Annotated in this window: 14 protein-coding genes; all 14 read right to left on the minus strand. The window is 43.3% G+C overall.

Annotated elements, in window-relative coordinates:
• Window positions 1-10: 10 nt before the first annotated feature.
• The gene (locus tag AABW11_RS02430) at window positions 11-1369 is read right to left on the minus strand and encodes an alpha-amylase family glycosyl hydrolase (protein ID WP_340103052.1); all 1359 of its coding nucleotides are present in this window, start codon (window positions 1367-1369) and stop codon (window positions 11-13) included.
• Between the two features lie 70 nt (window positions 1370-1439).
• Window positions 1440-4334, minus strand: a complete 2895-nt coding sequence (locus AABW11_RS02435; RefSeq protein WP_340103054.1) for an alpha-amylase family glycosyl hydrolase — start codon at window positions 4332-4334, stop codon at window positions 1440-1442.
• Window positions 4335-4337: 3 nt separating this feature from the next.
• On the minus strand, window positions 4338-5354 hold the full coding sequence (locus tag AABW11_RS02440) for a LacI family DNA-binding transcriptional regulator (protein WP_340103056.1): 1017 nt from the start codon (window positions 5352-5354) through the stop codon (window positions 4338-4340).
• Between the two features lie 407 nt (window positions 5355-5761).
• Window positions 5762-7021, minus strand: coding sequence for a flavodoxin-dependent (E)-4-hydroxy-3-methylbut-2-enyl-diphosphate synthase (gene ispG / locus AABW11_RS02445; protein ID WP_340103058.1), 1260 nt, complete (start codon window positions 7019-7021; stop codon window positions 5762-5764).
• Between the two features lie 178 nt (window positions 7022-7199).
• Window positions 7200-8051, minus strand: coding sequence for a rhomboid family intramembrane serine protease (locus tag AABW11_RS02450; protein WP_340103060.1), 852 nt, complete (start codon window positions 8049-8051; stop codon window positions 7200-7202).
• Window positions 8052-8053: 2 nt separating this feature from the next.
• Complete coding sequence (locus AABW11_RS02455) at window positions 8054-8683, minus strand: rhomboid family intramembrane serine protease (protein WP_340103062.1); 630 nt, start codon at window positions 8681-8683, stop codon at window positions 8054-8056.
• Window positions 8684-8690: 7 nt separating this feature from the next.
• Window positions 8691-10193: a phytoene desaturase family protein gene (locus AABW11_RS02460; protein ID WP_340103064.1), complete on the minus strand. Its 1503-nt coding sequence runs from the start codon at window positions 10191-10193 to the stop codon at window positions 8691-8693.
• A 529-nt stretch (window positions 10194-10722) separates the two neighbouring features.
• On the minus strand, window positions 10723-11457 hold the full coding sequence (locus AABW11_RS02465) for an ABC transporter ATP-binding protein (protein ID WP_340103066.1): 735 nt from the start codon (window positions 11455-11457) through the stop codon (window positions 10723-10725).
• Window positions 11458-11517: 60 nt separating this feature from the next.
• Complete coding sequence (locus AABW11_RS02470) at window positions 11518-12906, minus strand: efflux RND transporter periplasmic adaptor subunit (protein ID WP_340103068.1); 1389 nt, start codon at window positions 12904-12906, stop codon at window positions 11518-11520.
• 25 nt (window positions 12907-12931) lie between these two features.
• Window positions 12932-14299, minus strand: coding sequence for a TolC family protein (locus tag AABW11_RS02475; protein ID WP_340103070.1), 1368 nt, complete (start codon window positions 14297-14299; stop codon window positions 12932-12934).
• 474 nt (window positions 14300-14773) lie between these two features.
• Complete coding sequence (locus tag AABW11_RS02480; RefSeq protein ID WP_340103072.1) at window positions 14774-15223, minus strand: DUF883 C-terminal domain-containing protein; 450 nt, start codon at window positions 15221-15223, stop codon at window positions 14774-14776.
• A 10-nt stretch (window positions 15224-15233) separates the two neighbouring features.
• On the minus strand, window positions 15234-15662 hold the full coding sequence (locus tag AABW11_RS02485) for a phage holin family protein (RefSeq protein WP_340103074.1): 429 nt from the start codon (window positions 15660-15662) through the stop codon (window positions 15234-15236).
• Between the two features lie 5 nt (window positions 15663-15667).
• Window positions 15668-15874 (minus strand): hypothetical protein, encoded by a 207-nt coding sequence (locus AABW11_RS02490; RefSeq protein WP_340103076.1) that lies wholly within the window; start codon window positions 15872-15874, stop codon window positions 15668-15670.
• Window positions 15875-15970: 96 nt separating this feature from the next.
• The gene (locus AABW11_RS02495) at window positions 15971-17197 is read right to left on the minus strand and encodes an ABC transporter permease (RefSeq protein ID WP_340103078.1); all 1227 of its coding nucleotides are present in this window, start codon (window positions 17195-17197) and stop codon (window positions 15971-15973) included.

A 17197-nucleotide genomic window follows, 5' to 3' on the forward strand; every position in this document is an offset into this window, starting at 1 on the left:
GAAAACCGTATTAGCGGCTCAATAATTTATAGCGGTGGGGCTCCATTTCGTAGTTTGAAGAAACGCTGACCGAATCAAGGCTAAACTCATCAAACCAACGACCCTGGTCGCCTGAATCGAACGTGAAATTGACGGGTTCATCTGAGAAGTTTAATATCACAAATACCCGGTCTTCATCTTTGATTCGCTTATATGAAAATATCGCATCATTTCTATCGGTAGATGCCTTTAAGTAACTTCCACCCTCGTCACCGTTGTACAGTGCCGAATTTTCTGACTTAAGCGTCAACAGTGTTCTATAGAAATCTTCCAGTGGATAATTACCCCATTCAATCAGGTCTTTCTCGAAAAAATCGAGCTGCTGATCAAGGCGTGATTCCTGACCGCTATAAATGAGTGGCATACCCCAGACCGTAGCCGACATCACCGCAAAATTCTCGAAATTCTTGCCATACATCTCAGGATCGCTACCCGTCCAGGAGTTTTCATCATGGTTGGTTGTGAAAAACATGCGATAATCAGACTTATCGAATTGCTCAAAATTTTCATTAAGTGCTTCATCAATAGCAGACAGTTCAGCCTCACCGGCCCCAACATTCCTGATGGTTTCCGCATAATCCCAGGCATAGGTCATATCGAATGCCTGATGAAGTTCAGGGACTTCTGCCTCAGCCAGCATAAATACCGGCTTGATCTCGTCGAGCCTTTTCCTTGCTCTTACCCAAAAGTCAGTGGGTACCATGTAAGCAACATCTGCGCGATATCCGTCCACACCAAACTCACTTACCCAGTACTCCATCGCCTGGATCATCTGCTCCTGCATCTGGGGATTGTCTACATCAAGCTGAATAACGTCTTCCCAGTCTTCTACAGGTGGTACGAAGTTTCCATTTTCATCTGTTTCATAAAACTCGGGGTTTGTCTCCGTCCAGACATGATCCCAAGCGGTGTGATTAGCTACCCAATCGAGAAGGACGTTCATATCATACTCATGAGCCGTTTCAATAAGATTCCTGAATTCTTCTTTTGTGCCAAACTCCGGGTTTACGGCTCTGTAATCAGCCACTGAGTAATAACTTCCGAGGCTTCCCTTTCGGTTTTTCTCTCCAATGGGATGTATAGGCATCAGCCATAAGATTTCGACGCCCATCTCCTTTAATCGCGGAATGTGTTCCGTAAAGGCGTTAAATGTTCCTTCCGGTGAATACTGACGAATGTTAACCTCATAAATTGAGGCGTCAACAGACCATTCCGGTGGTTCGGGAACGTACGCTGATGCGGCTGGTGTCTCCTCATCGCATGACATCAGGAATGAGGCAACCAATAGCAGAGTAAATATCAGGGTAAATCTTGAAGATGATATATTCATGATGTCATAATTATTATTCAACACTCCATCAAGCAGGATGAGATTAACTCACCCTGCTTTAAAGGACGCACTATTTAATGAGCGACATTTTCTGAATTCGTGTAAGCCCCTGGCTTTCCAGTCGTGTAAAATAGATGCCGCTGCTTAATTGAGACGCATCAAAGGTGACCGTAAATGTTCCGGCCGGGTGATTTTCACGTTGAACAAGCGTTGCGACTTGCCGGCCCAGCGCATCGTAAACATTCAGCTGAACCGGGCTGGCCTGTGGGATATCATACGAAATGGTGGTCGTTGGGTTAAATGGATTTGGATAGTTCGGTCGGAGGCGGAAATTCTCAGGAATATCAGCACCGGCAATCTCTTCATTACTCACAAATACTCCTTCTTCCGATGCCGGAATTTCCTGTGACGTATAGATACGTACTTCACCTGGTGCCATCTCAAACGATTGATTGGTTTCTGTCGCATTGAGTTCGGTACCAGACACAAAATCATACCATGTGCCGGTTTCCGGAAGTGTAATAGATGCACTTTGGCCAAAAACTCCAAAATTGCCCACGATAACAGCGTTCATATCATTGTGCAGCAGTTCTAACGATTTGATTTCACCACTAAGTGATGAGCTAAACTGCGTTTCAGCACTCGTAAAAACCGGACTTGACTCCCGTAATCGTAACAGTTCGCTCCAGGTACGGTAAAGATTATACCGGACTGAATTGTCTGCATACTCCCAGCGAATTGGTTTTTCATCTGTTCGGCCGGGATCGGATGGCGTACAATCTCCCGATCCGCTGCCACCGGGCTTCAGGCACTCGCCTTCTCCCCATCCATAGCCGAGTTCACCAAACTGCCAAAGCATTTTCGGCCCCGGTATTGTTAGAAAGAAGGACCCTGTAAGCTTTTGCCTGTCAATGGCAGTCCTGAAATCTGTTACATCGTATTCCGTATCGCTGTTGCCGAACTTACGGTTTTTGAGCATAATCCACTGTTCATCATGGCTTTCCATATAGCCTACAAGATGAGGATTGCTCCATCCTCTGTTGGCAAAGTGAATACCTGAAAAGTTGGACTCCTGCGTATAGCCCATCGATGCCTGGCTGTAATTGTGATTATGGTTGCCCCATAGCATCATTCCATAATCGGAAAGTTCAATTTCCTCAGAATTCGCAGCAAAATGCTCAAGAATAACATAGGCTTCAGGATCGTAAGACCAGATTTCATCAGCCATCCGTTTGAGATTTGTAATACGCTGTTCATTGCGTCCATCAAGAAGCGATTGGTTATCAACATTTGATGCAAATCCTTTGCTTAAATCAAACCGATAACCATCAATATTATATTCTTCAAGCCAATGCCGGTTCATCCGGTCCAGCCAGTATTTGATGTAGCTATTGTCGTGATTCAGATGAAAAAAGACATTGTAGGCGTGGCCTGGTCCAAGCAGAGGATTTTCCGAACTATTTGTGCCAAACATACGGACCAGAGGTGATTTATCATGGGCGTGATTATACACCACATCCAACAAAACAGCCATGCCGCGCTGATGTGCCTCATCTACAAATTCTCTGAATGCCTGACGAGATCCATATGATTTCTCTAGTGCTCCATGAAATGTTGGATTGTAGCCCCAGCTGATGTTTCCGTCGAACTGCGATACCGGCATCAATTCAATTGCATTAATTCCCAGGTTCTCGAGGTAGCTAAGTGTATCGCGCAAGGTCGAAAATGAGCTCTCTTCAAGAAAATCGCGCAGGAGCAGCTCGTAAATGACGAGCTCTTCCTTGGCAGGACGTTGAAAGTCAGGAACTTGCCATTGGTAGTCTGTTTGTCCCGTTTCAATGACGGAAACCATTTCCTCTGTTAGCCCCGCTGGGTATTCAGGCATATCAGGATAGATCGTTTCCGGAATGTATTGGTCGAAGTCAGGATCCAAAACCAGCTCTGAATACAGGTCAGCCACACGCAATTCTCCATCAATCAGATATTGAAATGTGTGCTGCACGCCCGGCTGTAAGCCATCAATTTCGATCCAGAAATGGGCACTGTCTGCACTGGCTTCATCAAGATTCATGTAATACTCATCCTGTACTTCCCAATCAGAGAAACTCCCAATCACGTAAGCGAACTCTTTGCCCGGGGCAAAAAACGATAGCGTTACTTTGTCGGTGTCAGAGGCGTGATATGTGATTCCGTCTTCAATCCCCTGTGGCCTTGCCAGCCGTACAACATCAGGTTTGATGATAATACTGAGCGTATCAGATGCTGTGGTTCCTTGCTGATCTTCGGCCACAGCATAAAAGTCAGTACGGCCTGATCCTGTCACAACATATGTAGTCGAGAGCATGTCAGTGTCTGAAACACTTACAATTTCGGTATCACCCTGTAATAACGTTATGGAGGAAAGCGTCCCCAGTTCAGAGGAACCCGCAATTTCGAAATTTATGCTCTGACCGTCGTCCGCAAAAAAAGGATTTAGACCCACGATCGACGGGCTCGTAAACCGAACCTGGAGTTCATCATCAAACAAGTCAACAAAAAGATCTTCGGTTTGGAGCGAGCCGTCACTGTTTCGAAGGACAAACGCCAATTGCAGCACTTCACCTTCAGAATCAGGAATTTCATAATACTCCCTGATATCGTCAATTTGTAGTTCCCACTGATCGTTACCCAGCGACGTTAGTTGTGCACGAGAAATATTAACCGGCCAATCGGCAATGACGTAGGACCAGCTCCCGCTGTTTTTATCAGCTTCGTTAAGAATAACACCCGTATGGGCATACACGCTGCCGCTGTAGCCTTGAAGATCATTATTCTGGGTCTCTGACACATCAAACACAATTGTCAGTGGCTTATCCTCTGCCGGAAATGCCGGATCGGTTTTGATGGCCTGCCCAAAAAGGGATAGCGGAATAAAAAGCAGTATCAGCGTAGTGACTATGGTGCGTAAACTGTATTTGTAGTTCATATTCTATGCTATTTTTTTGCTATCAGCAAGAACTTCAGATGAGCTCCTGATAACAAGTTCAGGTTTATAAATCAGTGTTGTGGGTTCCTCTTTTGGCTTGCTGATGCGTTTGATCAGACTTTCTGTTGCTTCAGCTCCCATCTTGTATATTGGCTGATGAACGGTGGAGAGCCCGATATATTCGGCAATTGTAAGATTATCGTATCCAATTAACGGGATATGCTTGCCGGTCTCCTCCATCGCTTTCATCGCACCGATTGCTTTAATGTCTGATGCACAAACACAAGCTTCGGGTAGCGGATCTATGGACAGGATTTTTTTCATTGCCTGGTACCCGCTTTTTTCAGTGAATCCATCCCGTGCCATATCATCACCACGCTGAATTAAATAATCATCGATCTCTATTCCAGCTGCAGACAATGCTTTTTCATACCCTGTCAGCCTTTCAATTACGGGAACTGAATCCGGTGCTGCTGATAAATAAGCTATTCGTTTGAATCCTTTTTTTATGAAATAGTCAGTTGCCAGGTAAGACCCTTCAACGTTGTCAACGTTCACGGAATCAAAAAACGGATTGGAATCATCAATGACGGAAATGGGGACTTCAAATTTCTTGAAAACTTCCCACTTATTCTTTTCAAAGTGAAGGGAGACAAATAGATAACCATCAGCCCACTGACGTTTAATCTGGTATTCCACTTGTTTGAACGGGTCTTCATCAGACGTTATATGAACAATATTTAGCTCGAAATTCTTTGCAGTTAATTTGTCCTGGATGGCACTTAATACCTCCATGAAAAAGTGGTTCGATATGATGGGAATAAACATCATAATACTGTTCTTCTTTTTCCTGGCTAAGCCCTGTGCAAATACTTGTGGATGATATCCCATTTTATCAGCCACGGCCAAAACCTTATTACGTGTCGATTCCCGAACTCTGCCTTTTTCATTGAATACTCTTGAAACAGTAGCAATACTGACGCCCGCTGCTTTGGCTATATCGTAGATTGTATTAGGCAATGGTTGAGTTGATCTGGTTGAAAGTCAGTTGAAAATCTTGTCGTTTTTATGTTCCGATTCATTGTGCGCTATACATTTGAAGAATTCGGAGTCTGACAATATTATCTTTCTTTAAAATCATACGAAAAAACTACTGTCTTATCTTATAATCCTGAAAGATACAGCAAAATAGTGCATGAGCTGTTTTACCGATTATTAATGTAAGCGCTTACATAATATCTGAATAAAAAAATTCAAGGTCAACCTTTTTGATTGCATATATAAGTAATGCGAAAAAATGGTGGTATTTAGGAAAAGCTATACCGATATGAATAAAACCTGCAGCCAAAGCACCATTCTGCTGTAGGTACAGCACGATGTATTATACAAATAGTTAAAAAAGCTGTTTCACATTGAATGGTCGATTTCTATGATGCAGGCTGAGAATCTTTTTGCTCGTCTTGGTCAACTGAACCATTGCTATAATTCTTAACAACATAATTGTCGAGAATTTTTCTAAACTCTGCTCCTATTCCTTCACCCCTCAATGTTTTGTAATGTTCACCATCAACATATACAGGAGCTTTAGGCTCTTCAAATGTGCCGGGTAGTGAGATTCCAATATTTGCGTGGCGCGATTCACCCGGGCCGTTCACAACACAACCCATCACGGCCACATCCATTTCTTCTACACCCGGATAAACTTCACGCCATACCGGCATCGATTCCACAATGTAGTTTTGAATTTCATCGGCCAGCTCCTGGAAATAGGTACTTTTGGTACGCCCGCATCCCGGACAGGATGTTACCTGCGGAATAAAGCTCCGAATGCCCAGCGATTGAAGAATTTGCTGGCTTATGCGAACCTCTTCTGCCCTGTCGGCTCCGGGCATGGGGGTTAGCGATACTCGAATGGTGTCACCGATTCCTTCCTGCAGGAGAATACCGAGTGCAACAGAGCTAGCCACAGTGCCTTTCATTCCCATACCGGCTTCCGTGAGGCCAAGATGCAGCGGATATTTAAGGTCTTTGGCAATTCTTCTATATACCGTGATGAGGTCCTGTACGCCGGACATTTTGCAGCTAACAATAATTTTATCGGACGAAAGACCTACATCTTCTGCAAGAGCCGTTGAACGACGCGCACTCTCAACCATTGTATCGAGCATCACTTCCTTCGATGTTTTTGGGTTGGGGCGATTATTGTTTTCATCCATGTATTGTGCAAGCAGCTGCTGATCGAGAGAGCCCCAGTTCACCCCGATGCGAACCGATTTATCATATTTAATGGCCTGCTCAACAATTGTGCAGAAGTTTTTATCTCTTGTCTTTGTACCCGTATTGCCAGGATTAATTCTGAAGTTTGCCAGAGCCTTAGCCATATCCGGATAAGCCGGCAAAAGTTTGTGCCCGTTGTAGTGAAAATCGCCAATAATGGGAACCGTCACTCCCCTGTTCAGAAGTTTCTCTTTAATGTACGGGACCGCCTTCGCTGAGGCATCATTATTCACGGTTATCCGAACAAGTTCCGATCCAGATTTGTGCAGATGATCAATCTGATCAACAGTTTCATCTATATCCGCTGTATCAGTGTTTGTCATAGATTGTACAACAATCGGATGATCTCCGCCTACGGGAACATCTCCAACATTAACGGTAATAGATTTTCTGCGTTCAATAGTGTTCATAATGATTAATCAGATATTTGAATTTTCTGTATCGAAAAGTCTGCTGCTAAATTCTGTTTACTAACAAAAATTGTATTTCCTAACGTCTTCACACCTCAAACCGTGTGTAAATGAGAATAATTCAGAGTTTAAAAATAACACCCTAACAATATTTCTTGCCTGCAGTATCGTGAGTAACTTAGTTCCGTTTACTCAGCTCAAAAAGTTTCTGTTTCTCCTCTTTAGTGAGACCGTCATATCCTTTTTTAGAAATTTTTTCGAGAATTTCATCAAGTTCATCGGCATCCTTCTCTTCCATTATTTCCACATCTGCAACGGCGTACATATCTTTATTCTTCTGTCGCTTTTTCTTTTTCGATTTCGTCCCTTTTCCTTTAAACATCTGTTCGATAGGACGAATGAAAGAGCTTAAATCATATCCTTCGTAGTGCATTTTTACAAGCAAATAACCTGTGCCGGCACCGCCAAGGTGTACAAGACGTGCTATGTTATCTCCTGCTCCGATTAGCAAAACGTCGAGTGCTACAAGTCCAGCCACAAAGAAACGAGCTTCGATCGGGGGAAGGAACAGCAGCATGATGGGAGTGGTGGGAAACAGATATGCGAAAGCAACGAGTGTACCTAAAACAGCACCTGAAGCTCCAATCACAATATTTGATCCTACTATGGATGCAAGTGCAATCTGTAAAAGTGCGCCGCCAATACCGGCTCCAAAGTAAATAACTGAAAAGGATCGAGGCCCGATAGTCTCTTCAACCGTACGTCCCATCCACCAGAGCCAGAGCATATTAAAGATAAGGTGAAAGGCTCCGCCGTGAACAAACATATAGGTAACGATTCGCCAAGGCTGTGTAAGGGCTGTAAATGGATCAGGATTAAACCCAAAAACATTCACGATTAATTGGCCTGCGAATATCATCAACAAAAAAACGATAACATTTATCGCTATAATTGTTCGTATAACAGGTGGGATTCGCATGAATCCGCGCTTGAGTGTATTCCAGAAAGAATCGTAGTCGTACCTTGACATAATTAGTAACTCTGTTTTGAGCCTTTTAAGCCCCAGTACTTAATGAGAATAAAACCAACAACCATACCACCAAGGTGGGCAAAATGAGCAATACCGCTGCCCGGCCTGAATACACCGCTAAGCAGTTCAATGGCTCCAAAGATAGCAACAAAATACTTAGCTTTAATTGGAACCGGAGGTATCAGTAACACGATGTAGCGATCAGGAAACATCATACCAAAGGCAAGTAAGATTCCATAAACAGCACCTGAAGCTCCTACCGTAGGAGCACCGCCTGCACCAATGAACATATGTATCAGGGCAGCACCTATTCCGGTCAGGAAATAGTAGACGGTAAACCGTTTAGTTCCCCAAAAATTTTCAATAGCCTGTCCAAAAATCCAAAGAGCAAACAAATTGAAGAATATGTGCCCCAATCCACCATGTAAAAACATATATGTAACTAACTGCCAAGGTTCAAACAATGGATGACCAATAGGCCAGAGCGCACCAAACCGGAAAAGTAAATCCCCAATGGTTGGTGTAGCGATTGCCAGAAAACAAAGAGCATTAACAATAATAAGGTGTTTAACAGCCGGTGGAAATACTGAAAACTGTGCGTTAGGTGAAAAACTGTCGTTTTGAAAATTCAAAAAATCGTTATTGGTTTAAAAAGTTCTGTATTCTGTAATATACGTTGATTCCGCTTAAAGTTACGCCGGGAATTCCCTGACCCGGAAACACAGTATCTCCTACGAGATATAGTCCTCCAAACGGTGTTTCATTTGGTGTCCAGTCGAGTAACGAACGATCCATTTGCTGGGGGATTCCTCCTACGCGTCCTTTCTTTCGATACACCCAGTTATTCCATGTAACCGGGGTAGACGAAAATACCGTTTCAATATTTTCGCGACTGAAGCCGTCAAGCCGTTCAACCATAATCCGAAGAATCTGTTCCTGAACCATCTGTTTATGATGTTCATAGCTGCCGTTGAGCTGAAACCACCAGTCAGGGTCTGTATGGGTTGACACATTTATTGTACGAAACCCATCGGGCGACCGAACTCTGTCATTCGGATGGGACAAAGATACGAAGATTGAGTCGGAATTCAGGCCTTCTATCTTATCATCTTTACGGAGGTGTATTTGGTGATGAAGCGGGATGTTGCGTTCAAATACATCTTTTATGGCCATTCCCATCGTAAAGGCACCCCAGGCTTTTTGGTACTTGCCGCTCTCTTTATCGAAATATTCCGAAATCCGGCCATGAGTAATACCGCTCATATTCCAGACAGGCAGATTACTAATCACAAATCTGCTTTGGTAAGTAAGTTTTTTTCGTGCTTTTTCTGAAATTACTGTAAAAAGGTTGTCACGCTTATCAATGCTGATAACTTTCTCTTTATTTCGGACCTTACCGTTATTTTTTTCAATGAAATCTCTGAGCGTATGAATCATTACAACAAGGCCGCCGGGAACAGAATAATTTGTTGCGTTTGTATAGGTACACGCGGGAGCGCCAAACAGAAAAGGTGTTTCTGAAGATGTTGCCTGGGCCGATATCATCAGCTGCTCATCCAAAAAAGTGATAAAATCAGGGTTCGATATTCCTTTCTCTACAGCAACTTTTTTGACTGAGCGAAGTGCGTATGGCAAGACCCAAATATCCCTGGGATCATTTTTCAGCAGCCGAAACCAGTCGAGCGGTTTCTGAGGAGGAAAAAAGTGATTTTTACCTGATACTTTCCAAACAACATCTGCAACCTTAAATGCCAGTTTCCAAAAGGATTCTTGAGCATCACGTTCACCAAAATGTTTGATAGCTTCGTCAATCCACTTTTGCCGGTCCTGGTATCGTGTTATTTTTTCACCGTTGAAGTGAACCTGCATCGAGGGTTCTATAGGAATCTTTGGGATGGTAATGCCGAGATCTTCCTCAAGAATTCTAAGCGGCTGATGCTCATCAAAACCAATAAGGGTTGTTGCACCTGATTCAAAAATGTACCCTTTTCTTTTGTAGGATGAGCTGCAACCGCCAAGAGATAATCCTGCTTCCAGCACGAGCGTAGAATAGCCGGCGTTTGCCAGGTAGGATGCCGCCGTCATTCCTCCCATTCCCGACCCAATAATGATGCAATCGTAGATGATATTGTCTTTATTCATGCTGTTCAAACAATCATAAAGGATTGATGGGTTCCTGAGGAAAGCTTAAAATTTTACAAAATTAAGTTTCTCAGATGAGCAGTAACTGAACAGAAGAGGGCTTGCCAATACAGCGCGTCTGGACGCTGTTTCTGCTGGCTGAGAGATTAGAGACACCCATTAAATCTGACAGCGTTGGTTTTTTACCGCTGAAACCTGAGTTCGATTATAAATCAGGACCAAAAGCACTCCCCTCCTGTGTAAGGAGGGGCTGGGGGTGGTAGCCATTAGGTTTTTAAGCTTAAATACGACTCAAAAAGCCTGATTCAAACACCCTTCCCAAAGGGATCCCTTATATGGGAAAATGAGGTGCTGAAAGAAGCCCGGCAAAGCCCCGAGGGATCGGGACCAGAAAATACTGGCACCGGGATTGCTGTCAGGTCTTTATCCGACAAATAAGAATTAACATAACATTGGAAGGTTGACTCAAGAAGATAAAAGAGTCAAAATTTAATCCGAAGACGGCTGACACGGCGGCAATATTGAATCACTAAGCCACAATCGCAGTATCCAAATCTGCATTGGCAAGTACAGGCTGGCTGACCGGCTCGTCGGTTTCAATTACTCCATCACGCAACCTGATGATTCTGCGGGCGTGATCGGCAATTTCCTGTTCGTGGGTTACAACAATAATGGTATTGCCATTTCTGTAAAGCCCTTCAAAAAGGCGCATAATTTCATCACCGGTTTTGGTGTCGAGGTTACCCGTTGGTTCATCAGCTAACAAAATTGAAGGATCATTGACTAAAGCACGGGCAATTGCAACCCGCTGACGCTGTCCGCCGGACAATTCATTCGGCTTGTGATCCATTCGATCACCCAAACCAACTTTGTGCAATGTTTCAGATGCACGTTTTCTTCTTTCCTGGGTCTTCATGCCGGCATAAATCAATGGCAGTTCAACATTACTGAGGCAATCAGTTCTGGGAAGCAGGTTAAATGTTTGAAATACGAATCCAATTTCACGGTTTCTTGCCTGTGCCAGTTCACCATCATCCAGTTTACTTACATCGTTTCCATTCAGAACATACGTTCCTTCCGTTGGTGTATCCAGGCAGCCTATCATATTCATGAGTGTTGATTTACCAGAACCGGACGGCCCCATAATAGCGATGTACTCATTCGGGTGAATATCGAATGATACGCCATTGAGGGCATTTACTTTCATTGTACCCATCAGGTACGTTTTCTTTAAATCGCGGATTTTTATGACAGTTTCGTTCATTGTTTCTTCGTTTTGTTGCGTATAGGTTTGCTGGCGTAAATTATATTCTTCAGGAGGTGATTATGACTCGCTCGTCTGAATGTTATTTGACACTTTTATCTTATCATCCTTTTGCAGTTCGCGTGACAAAATTCGGTAATTACCGGTTACTATTTCATCACCATCCCGGACACCACTCAGAATCTGGATATGCGTGTTGTCACTAATTCCTGTCTCAACCTCGGTGCGTTTTGCAACGCCGTTATTGTTTATAAATACAACTTTCCTGAAATCTTCTTCCTTCGAACTCCTGTTGGTTCGCATGGCCTCACCGGCATTGGTATCAGCGCCCGTAGAATCTGATTCAAGTGAATCACTTTCGGCAGCGTCCGCAGCAAAGTCCCTAACTGTTACTGCCTGAATGGGAACTGAAACAACATCAACCACCGTATTTGTACGAATATCTACAGTGCCAGACATTCCCGGCTTAAAGTTTGGAGATTCGGCCCGGGTAGGTGTTTCCTGATCAGTTACCTGAACGATAAAGTCTTCTGGCCCCGAATCGAGATTGTGAGGTGTTGTGATACGAATTTTCACCTTATAGTTTGTGATCTGTTCGGCAGAACCACTACTTGAAACATCAGCTGAATTGGCAATTTCTGTCACCCGTCCTTCAAAAATACGATTTGGATACGCATCAACCTCAATATCAACAAGGTCGTCAGTACTCACATTAACGATATCGTTTTCGTTGACATCAACTTCAACTTCCATTTGGTTCAGGCGGGCAATTCTCATCATTTCAGTACCGGCTGTCTGGGCATTTCCAAGCACGCGTTCGCCCTCCTCTACTGAAAGCCTGCTGATTGTGCCATCTCGCGGTGCTCTTATGACCGTTTGCTGAAGTTCTTCCTCAGCCCTACGCAGTTGAGCCTGGGCACTTTGGATCTGGTATTCGGCTGCTTTTAAATTTGCCTGGCGAGCTTCGTACGTATTCTTAACCTGGCTATATTCCAACTCTGAAATAAGGTTTTGCTGATACAGCTGATCACTTTTTTGGAATTCTGACTGAGACTGCAGCATGTTAGACCGAGCCTCTTCCATTCTTGCTTGCTGAGAGAGAAGCGAGGCACGAAGCTCATCAATCCTGGCCTGGTAAATATCAGGTTTGATTCGCAGTAAAAGATCGCCTTCCCTGATGAAATCTCCCTCTCTGACGTTCAGTTCAATAATTTCACCGGATACATCAGGCCGGATAATTACCTCGGTTTCCGGCTGGATTCGACCAGAAGCTGACACGATTTGAGTGATGGTCCGAAGCTCAGCATTGGCGGTTTCTACGCTAATTTCATTCTCTCCGGAATCCATCCATCCCATCGCGTTTGCAACCACACCTGCAGCTACAAGCACGAGTACCAGGATGCCCGCGACTTTTAAAAGTTTTTTTGTTGCCGAACTACTTTTTGTCATCGTATTACTCTCACTGTCTGTTTAATTAGTTGATCTCAATATTTTCATCAAGGCGGCCGATATAATAATCAAGCAACCGTTGCTGAAAGATGAAGTTATACACCGCCTGAACCCGCTCCGACTGCGCCTGTACATAGTTTGCATTGGCAAGATTAAGCTCAATCAGTGTCGTTGCACCAATTTCGTATCGTTGTTGCTCAGTTTCGTATGCGCGTTCTGCAGCTATTAAAGATTTTTGAGATGATTCCAGCTCTTTTACGATAGAGGTATAATCATTATAAGCCTGTCGCACTTCTTCACTAATTTGGAATCGAACATTTTGCAACTCAAGCTCGCTATTTTTAAGCTGTATTTTAGAGCTTATGAGGTTTGTACGATTGTTCCATCTGTTGAATATCGGTATAGACACAGAAAAGCCTATGTTTCTGCTTCTCTGCAGATCGAAAAACTGGTCGCTGAAAGATGCAACCTCTCTAATCATAGGATTATCAGGGTCTGGCACCCGAAACTGATCACTCCAGCGAGAACTTATTCCTGCACTCGCTGAAACCGACGGGAGCAGATTGGCACGAGCGATGATTTGAGCCTGCTCATTACTCTCAATTGCAAGTTGCTGAGCCTTGAAATCACTTCTGTTATTCAATGCAGTATCAATCATCTCATTAAGATTAAAGTTGACAGGTGCAATTGAAAGTTCATCCACTGAAGGCACGTTAGTTTCAATATCGGTGATGGTATCATCCTGCATAATTCGAATCAATTGTGCTTTACTTACTTCCAGTGTATTTTCTCTCTGAATCACCGTCAGTTCATTACTGGCAACCGTTGCCTCCTGGTTAAACAGATCAACCGTTGGCAGTGAGCCTACGTCTACCTGAGCACGGATTTGTTCAAGCTGGCTTCTGGAAGCTTCCAATGTTGACTCTGCGATTTTCAAAAGTTCTTCATTTAATACGACTTGGAGATATCGGCTGGCCGTATTAAAGATGACCGTCTCTTTTAGCCTTTGATTTTCTTCTGCCGTTGACTGATTGTCTACCCTGGCCTGTCGTAAATTTGCGATGTTTGCAAAACCATTAAACACCGTTACGTTAGCGTTTAGGCTGCCTCCCACTCCTTTAGTAGTTGCATCCTCAAACGAAAGATCTTCCTGGATAAACTGACGACCAATATTCAGTGAGCCATTGAAGTTTCCACTGAGGGATGGTAAGAAATCTGCCTTCGCACTAAAGACACGTGTATCTGCAAGCTGCTTGTTATTTGCGGCTTGTTTCAGCTGGTAGTTATTTTCGAGAGCGATATCAATCGCTTCCTGTAAAGAAATGTTGGTCTGTGCTTGCCCAATTAGTGGAAGGAAAAGCAGTACTGTGATGATGGTGTATATGCGAATCATAATTGTTTTTTAGTCGAGTTTGGGTGGTACTACGCAAGAAGTGTAAGGAGAGTTACAGTATTTTTATTCCCGATTTAGAAATAAAAACTTTTTTTAACAATTCAGCTTTTCCAAAATGAACTACCTCGGGGCAGAGCCCACGAGGTATAAACTTAGAACCAATAATTTTTGGTCCAATATTGAGCTTATTCTGGAGTGTCCCCCTTCGAAGGGGGCAATGGGGGATGATCAGTTAAGTTTCTGAACCAAGTTCAGGACATCTCAACACTCAGAAAGTCATCCCCCAGCTCACTCCGTTCGCTTCCCCCTTCAAAGGGGGACTTTTATCCTTTCCGACCCAGAGGGTCGGGGAATTAAACCACTTTAGATTAAAAGAAGTGAATTTAAAATCGGTTGGAATTTTTAGATAGGTGTATAGTTACATTCCAACTCCATAAATGAATCAAGCACATTTCATCAAAGATGCGGTCCGGTTTACCTGTCTGACTTATAATCTGATGAAGGATTCTCTTCAGATGAATCCGATTTAGATGATGTAAGTCCGGGCATAACTTTGCGATCAACAATGTCTGATATGTAAATCATTGCACGTTTAGCTGCCATGCGTTTAAGTTCGCTAATGAGAAGAGATGTAAAACCGGTGCCTTTAGATCCCGAATTACTTCCGACGTCTGTTGGACGACCCGCGGATTTTCGTTTTTTGCGCCCTGATACGCCCGCAATTAATCCAACAGCTATTGAAATTCCGATAGCTTTAAAGGGATTATCCCTGATTTTTTTTATCGGTTTTAACGTGGTATCAATTCCGCCGCTAATTTTACTCGCTTTCCGGGAATACTTCTCTTCAATGAGTTCAATCTCACTCTGAAGTTTTTCCTTTCGTAATTGAATATCATCAATATTCTGATTTTTCTTTTTACTCAAAACCTCTCACCTAATTCAGTTTCTTTTTATCATTGTCAGGGTCAGCTAGTGATGCCGTCTTCTTTTCAAAATTCAGAGCAATCTTCTCAATAATGTCACTTTGGATCTTCTGTTCAAGATTTTTTGAACTTCTGTTATAGAAGATGAATCCAAGAATTAGCAGCGGCAGCGAAGCTAGAAAAAATCCCAGTGCCTGGCTATTCAGTAATTCTCCCAGAAAAAAACCAAGTGCAATCCATAGAAACACGATGCCAAAAGAGAGAAAAAGCAACCCTATAAATTTTTGTATAGATGTGGAGACCGTAAATGCAATTTGCTCCGCAACCGTTATTGAAAATAGCTCAATACGGTTCTCCACATATTTACGAATATCCGGCCCGGGGGTAATTCGGTTAGATGCAGATTTCTTTGTGTGCTGTTCTTTGGAATCAGAGTCCATATGAATCAGGATTTGAAAATCTTGCCGATTAAATAACCTGCAAGAGCACCGGCAAGTACGCTTTGAATTGGGTTTTTGCGTATGAAAAGTTCAGTTTCTGTTTTAAATTCATAAAACCGGTCTTGAATCTCAGCATTTTCGATCATCTGACGACCTTCATCAATTACATCTTCAAGATCTTCATTCAAACTATTTAAAATATCTTCTTCCATAATGTCACGCTTTTAATTTTAATTAACTGACTTAAGATAACAGACTGATATGTAATGAAAAAGAAGATTTGTCGGTAATCGTTCGGTAAATTTAGGCTATTCGTACCGGAGGCTCTCAATGGGATCGAGCTGGGCAGCTTTAAATGCGGGATATACCCCAAAAACAACCCCAATGATTGTCATCCCAAGCAATCCGCCAACAGCCGAACTCCAGGGAATCACCACGCTCGATTCAAGCCACAGAGCAGCAGCATTACCCAGGGCGGCCCCGAAAATAATTCCTATGACGCCGCCGATCTGGCAAATGGCTATCGCCTCCATCAAAAATTGAGAAACAATTGCTTTTTTAGTGGCTCCAACAGCCTTTCGCACCCCAATCTCGCGCGTGCGTTCGCTTACCGATACAAGCATAATGTTCATCACACCAATGCCTGCCCCAAGCAGAACAATACCACCTATCACAAACCCAATACTGTATAATATTGCCGTAAACGAGTTAAATGAGTTACTGAGTGACTCATTTGTTGTAATTTCAAAATTGTTCTCCTCAATTGGATCCACTTTGCGAATGACTCGCAAATATCCTGTAATTTCATCAATCGCTTTTTGAATATTTACAACAGATCCGGCCCGTACCTGGATGCCTATATTCTGGTTTTTTCCGTAAACCCCGGCCAAGTTTGAATAGGGAATAACTACAAACCGATCGAGCGTATTTCCAAATACATTTCCTTTGGCTTCAACCATTCCAATGACTGTGTATGGTCGGCCTTCAATCCGAATCGTTTTTCCCACAGCATCTTCTCTGTCAAATAAGGCGGACTCAACATCGGCACCTATAATCGCAACCGCTCGTGCATTGTCAACATCCTGCGGCAGAATATTCCGGCCTTCACTTAATGTATATGCATTGTTATCCAGATAAAACTGGTTACCCCCTCTAATGCTAATATTAGGTTCCGTTTCAATATCCTCGTACGTAACACGGGTGGTTCGGTAGGTTCGATTTGGTCCAATGTCGGATGAACGATCCGTGTAGTCCTGAAGTCGCTCCATCTGTTCAAGGGTGATATCCTCACGATTCCGGAGTTTTTCCCAGTCTTGCGGCCCCATCGAAATTGTGGGAGTTTTTGTGATGGTAATTACATCGCCCCCCATCAAGCTGAGAGTATCTTTAAAATAGGTATCGAGAACAAGCACTGCAGTGTTCGCCCCGATAATTGCAAACACGCCCACAGAGATTGCAAGCAGTGTTAATGATGAACGCAGTTTGTTGGCGCGAATACTGTCAATAGATTGTCGGAAAACTTCTATAATGTTCAT

It is taken from the genome of Rhodohalobacter sp. 8-1 (assembly GCF_038150125.1).
In the GTDB taxonomy this organism is placed as follows: Bacteria; Bacteroidota; Rhodothermia; order Balneolales; family Balneolaceae; genus SW132.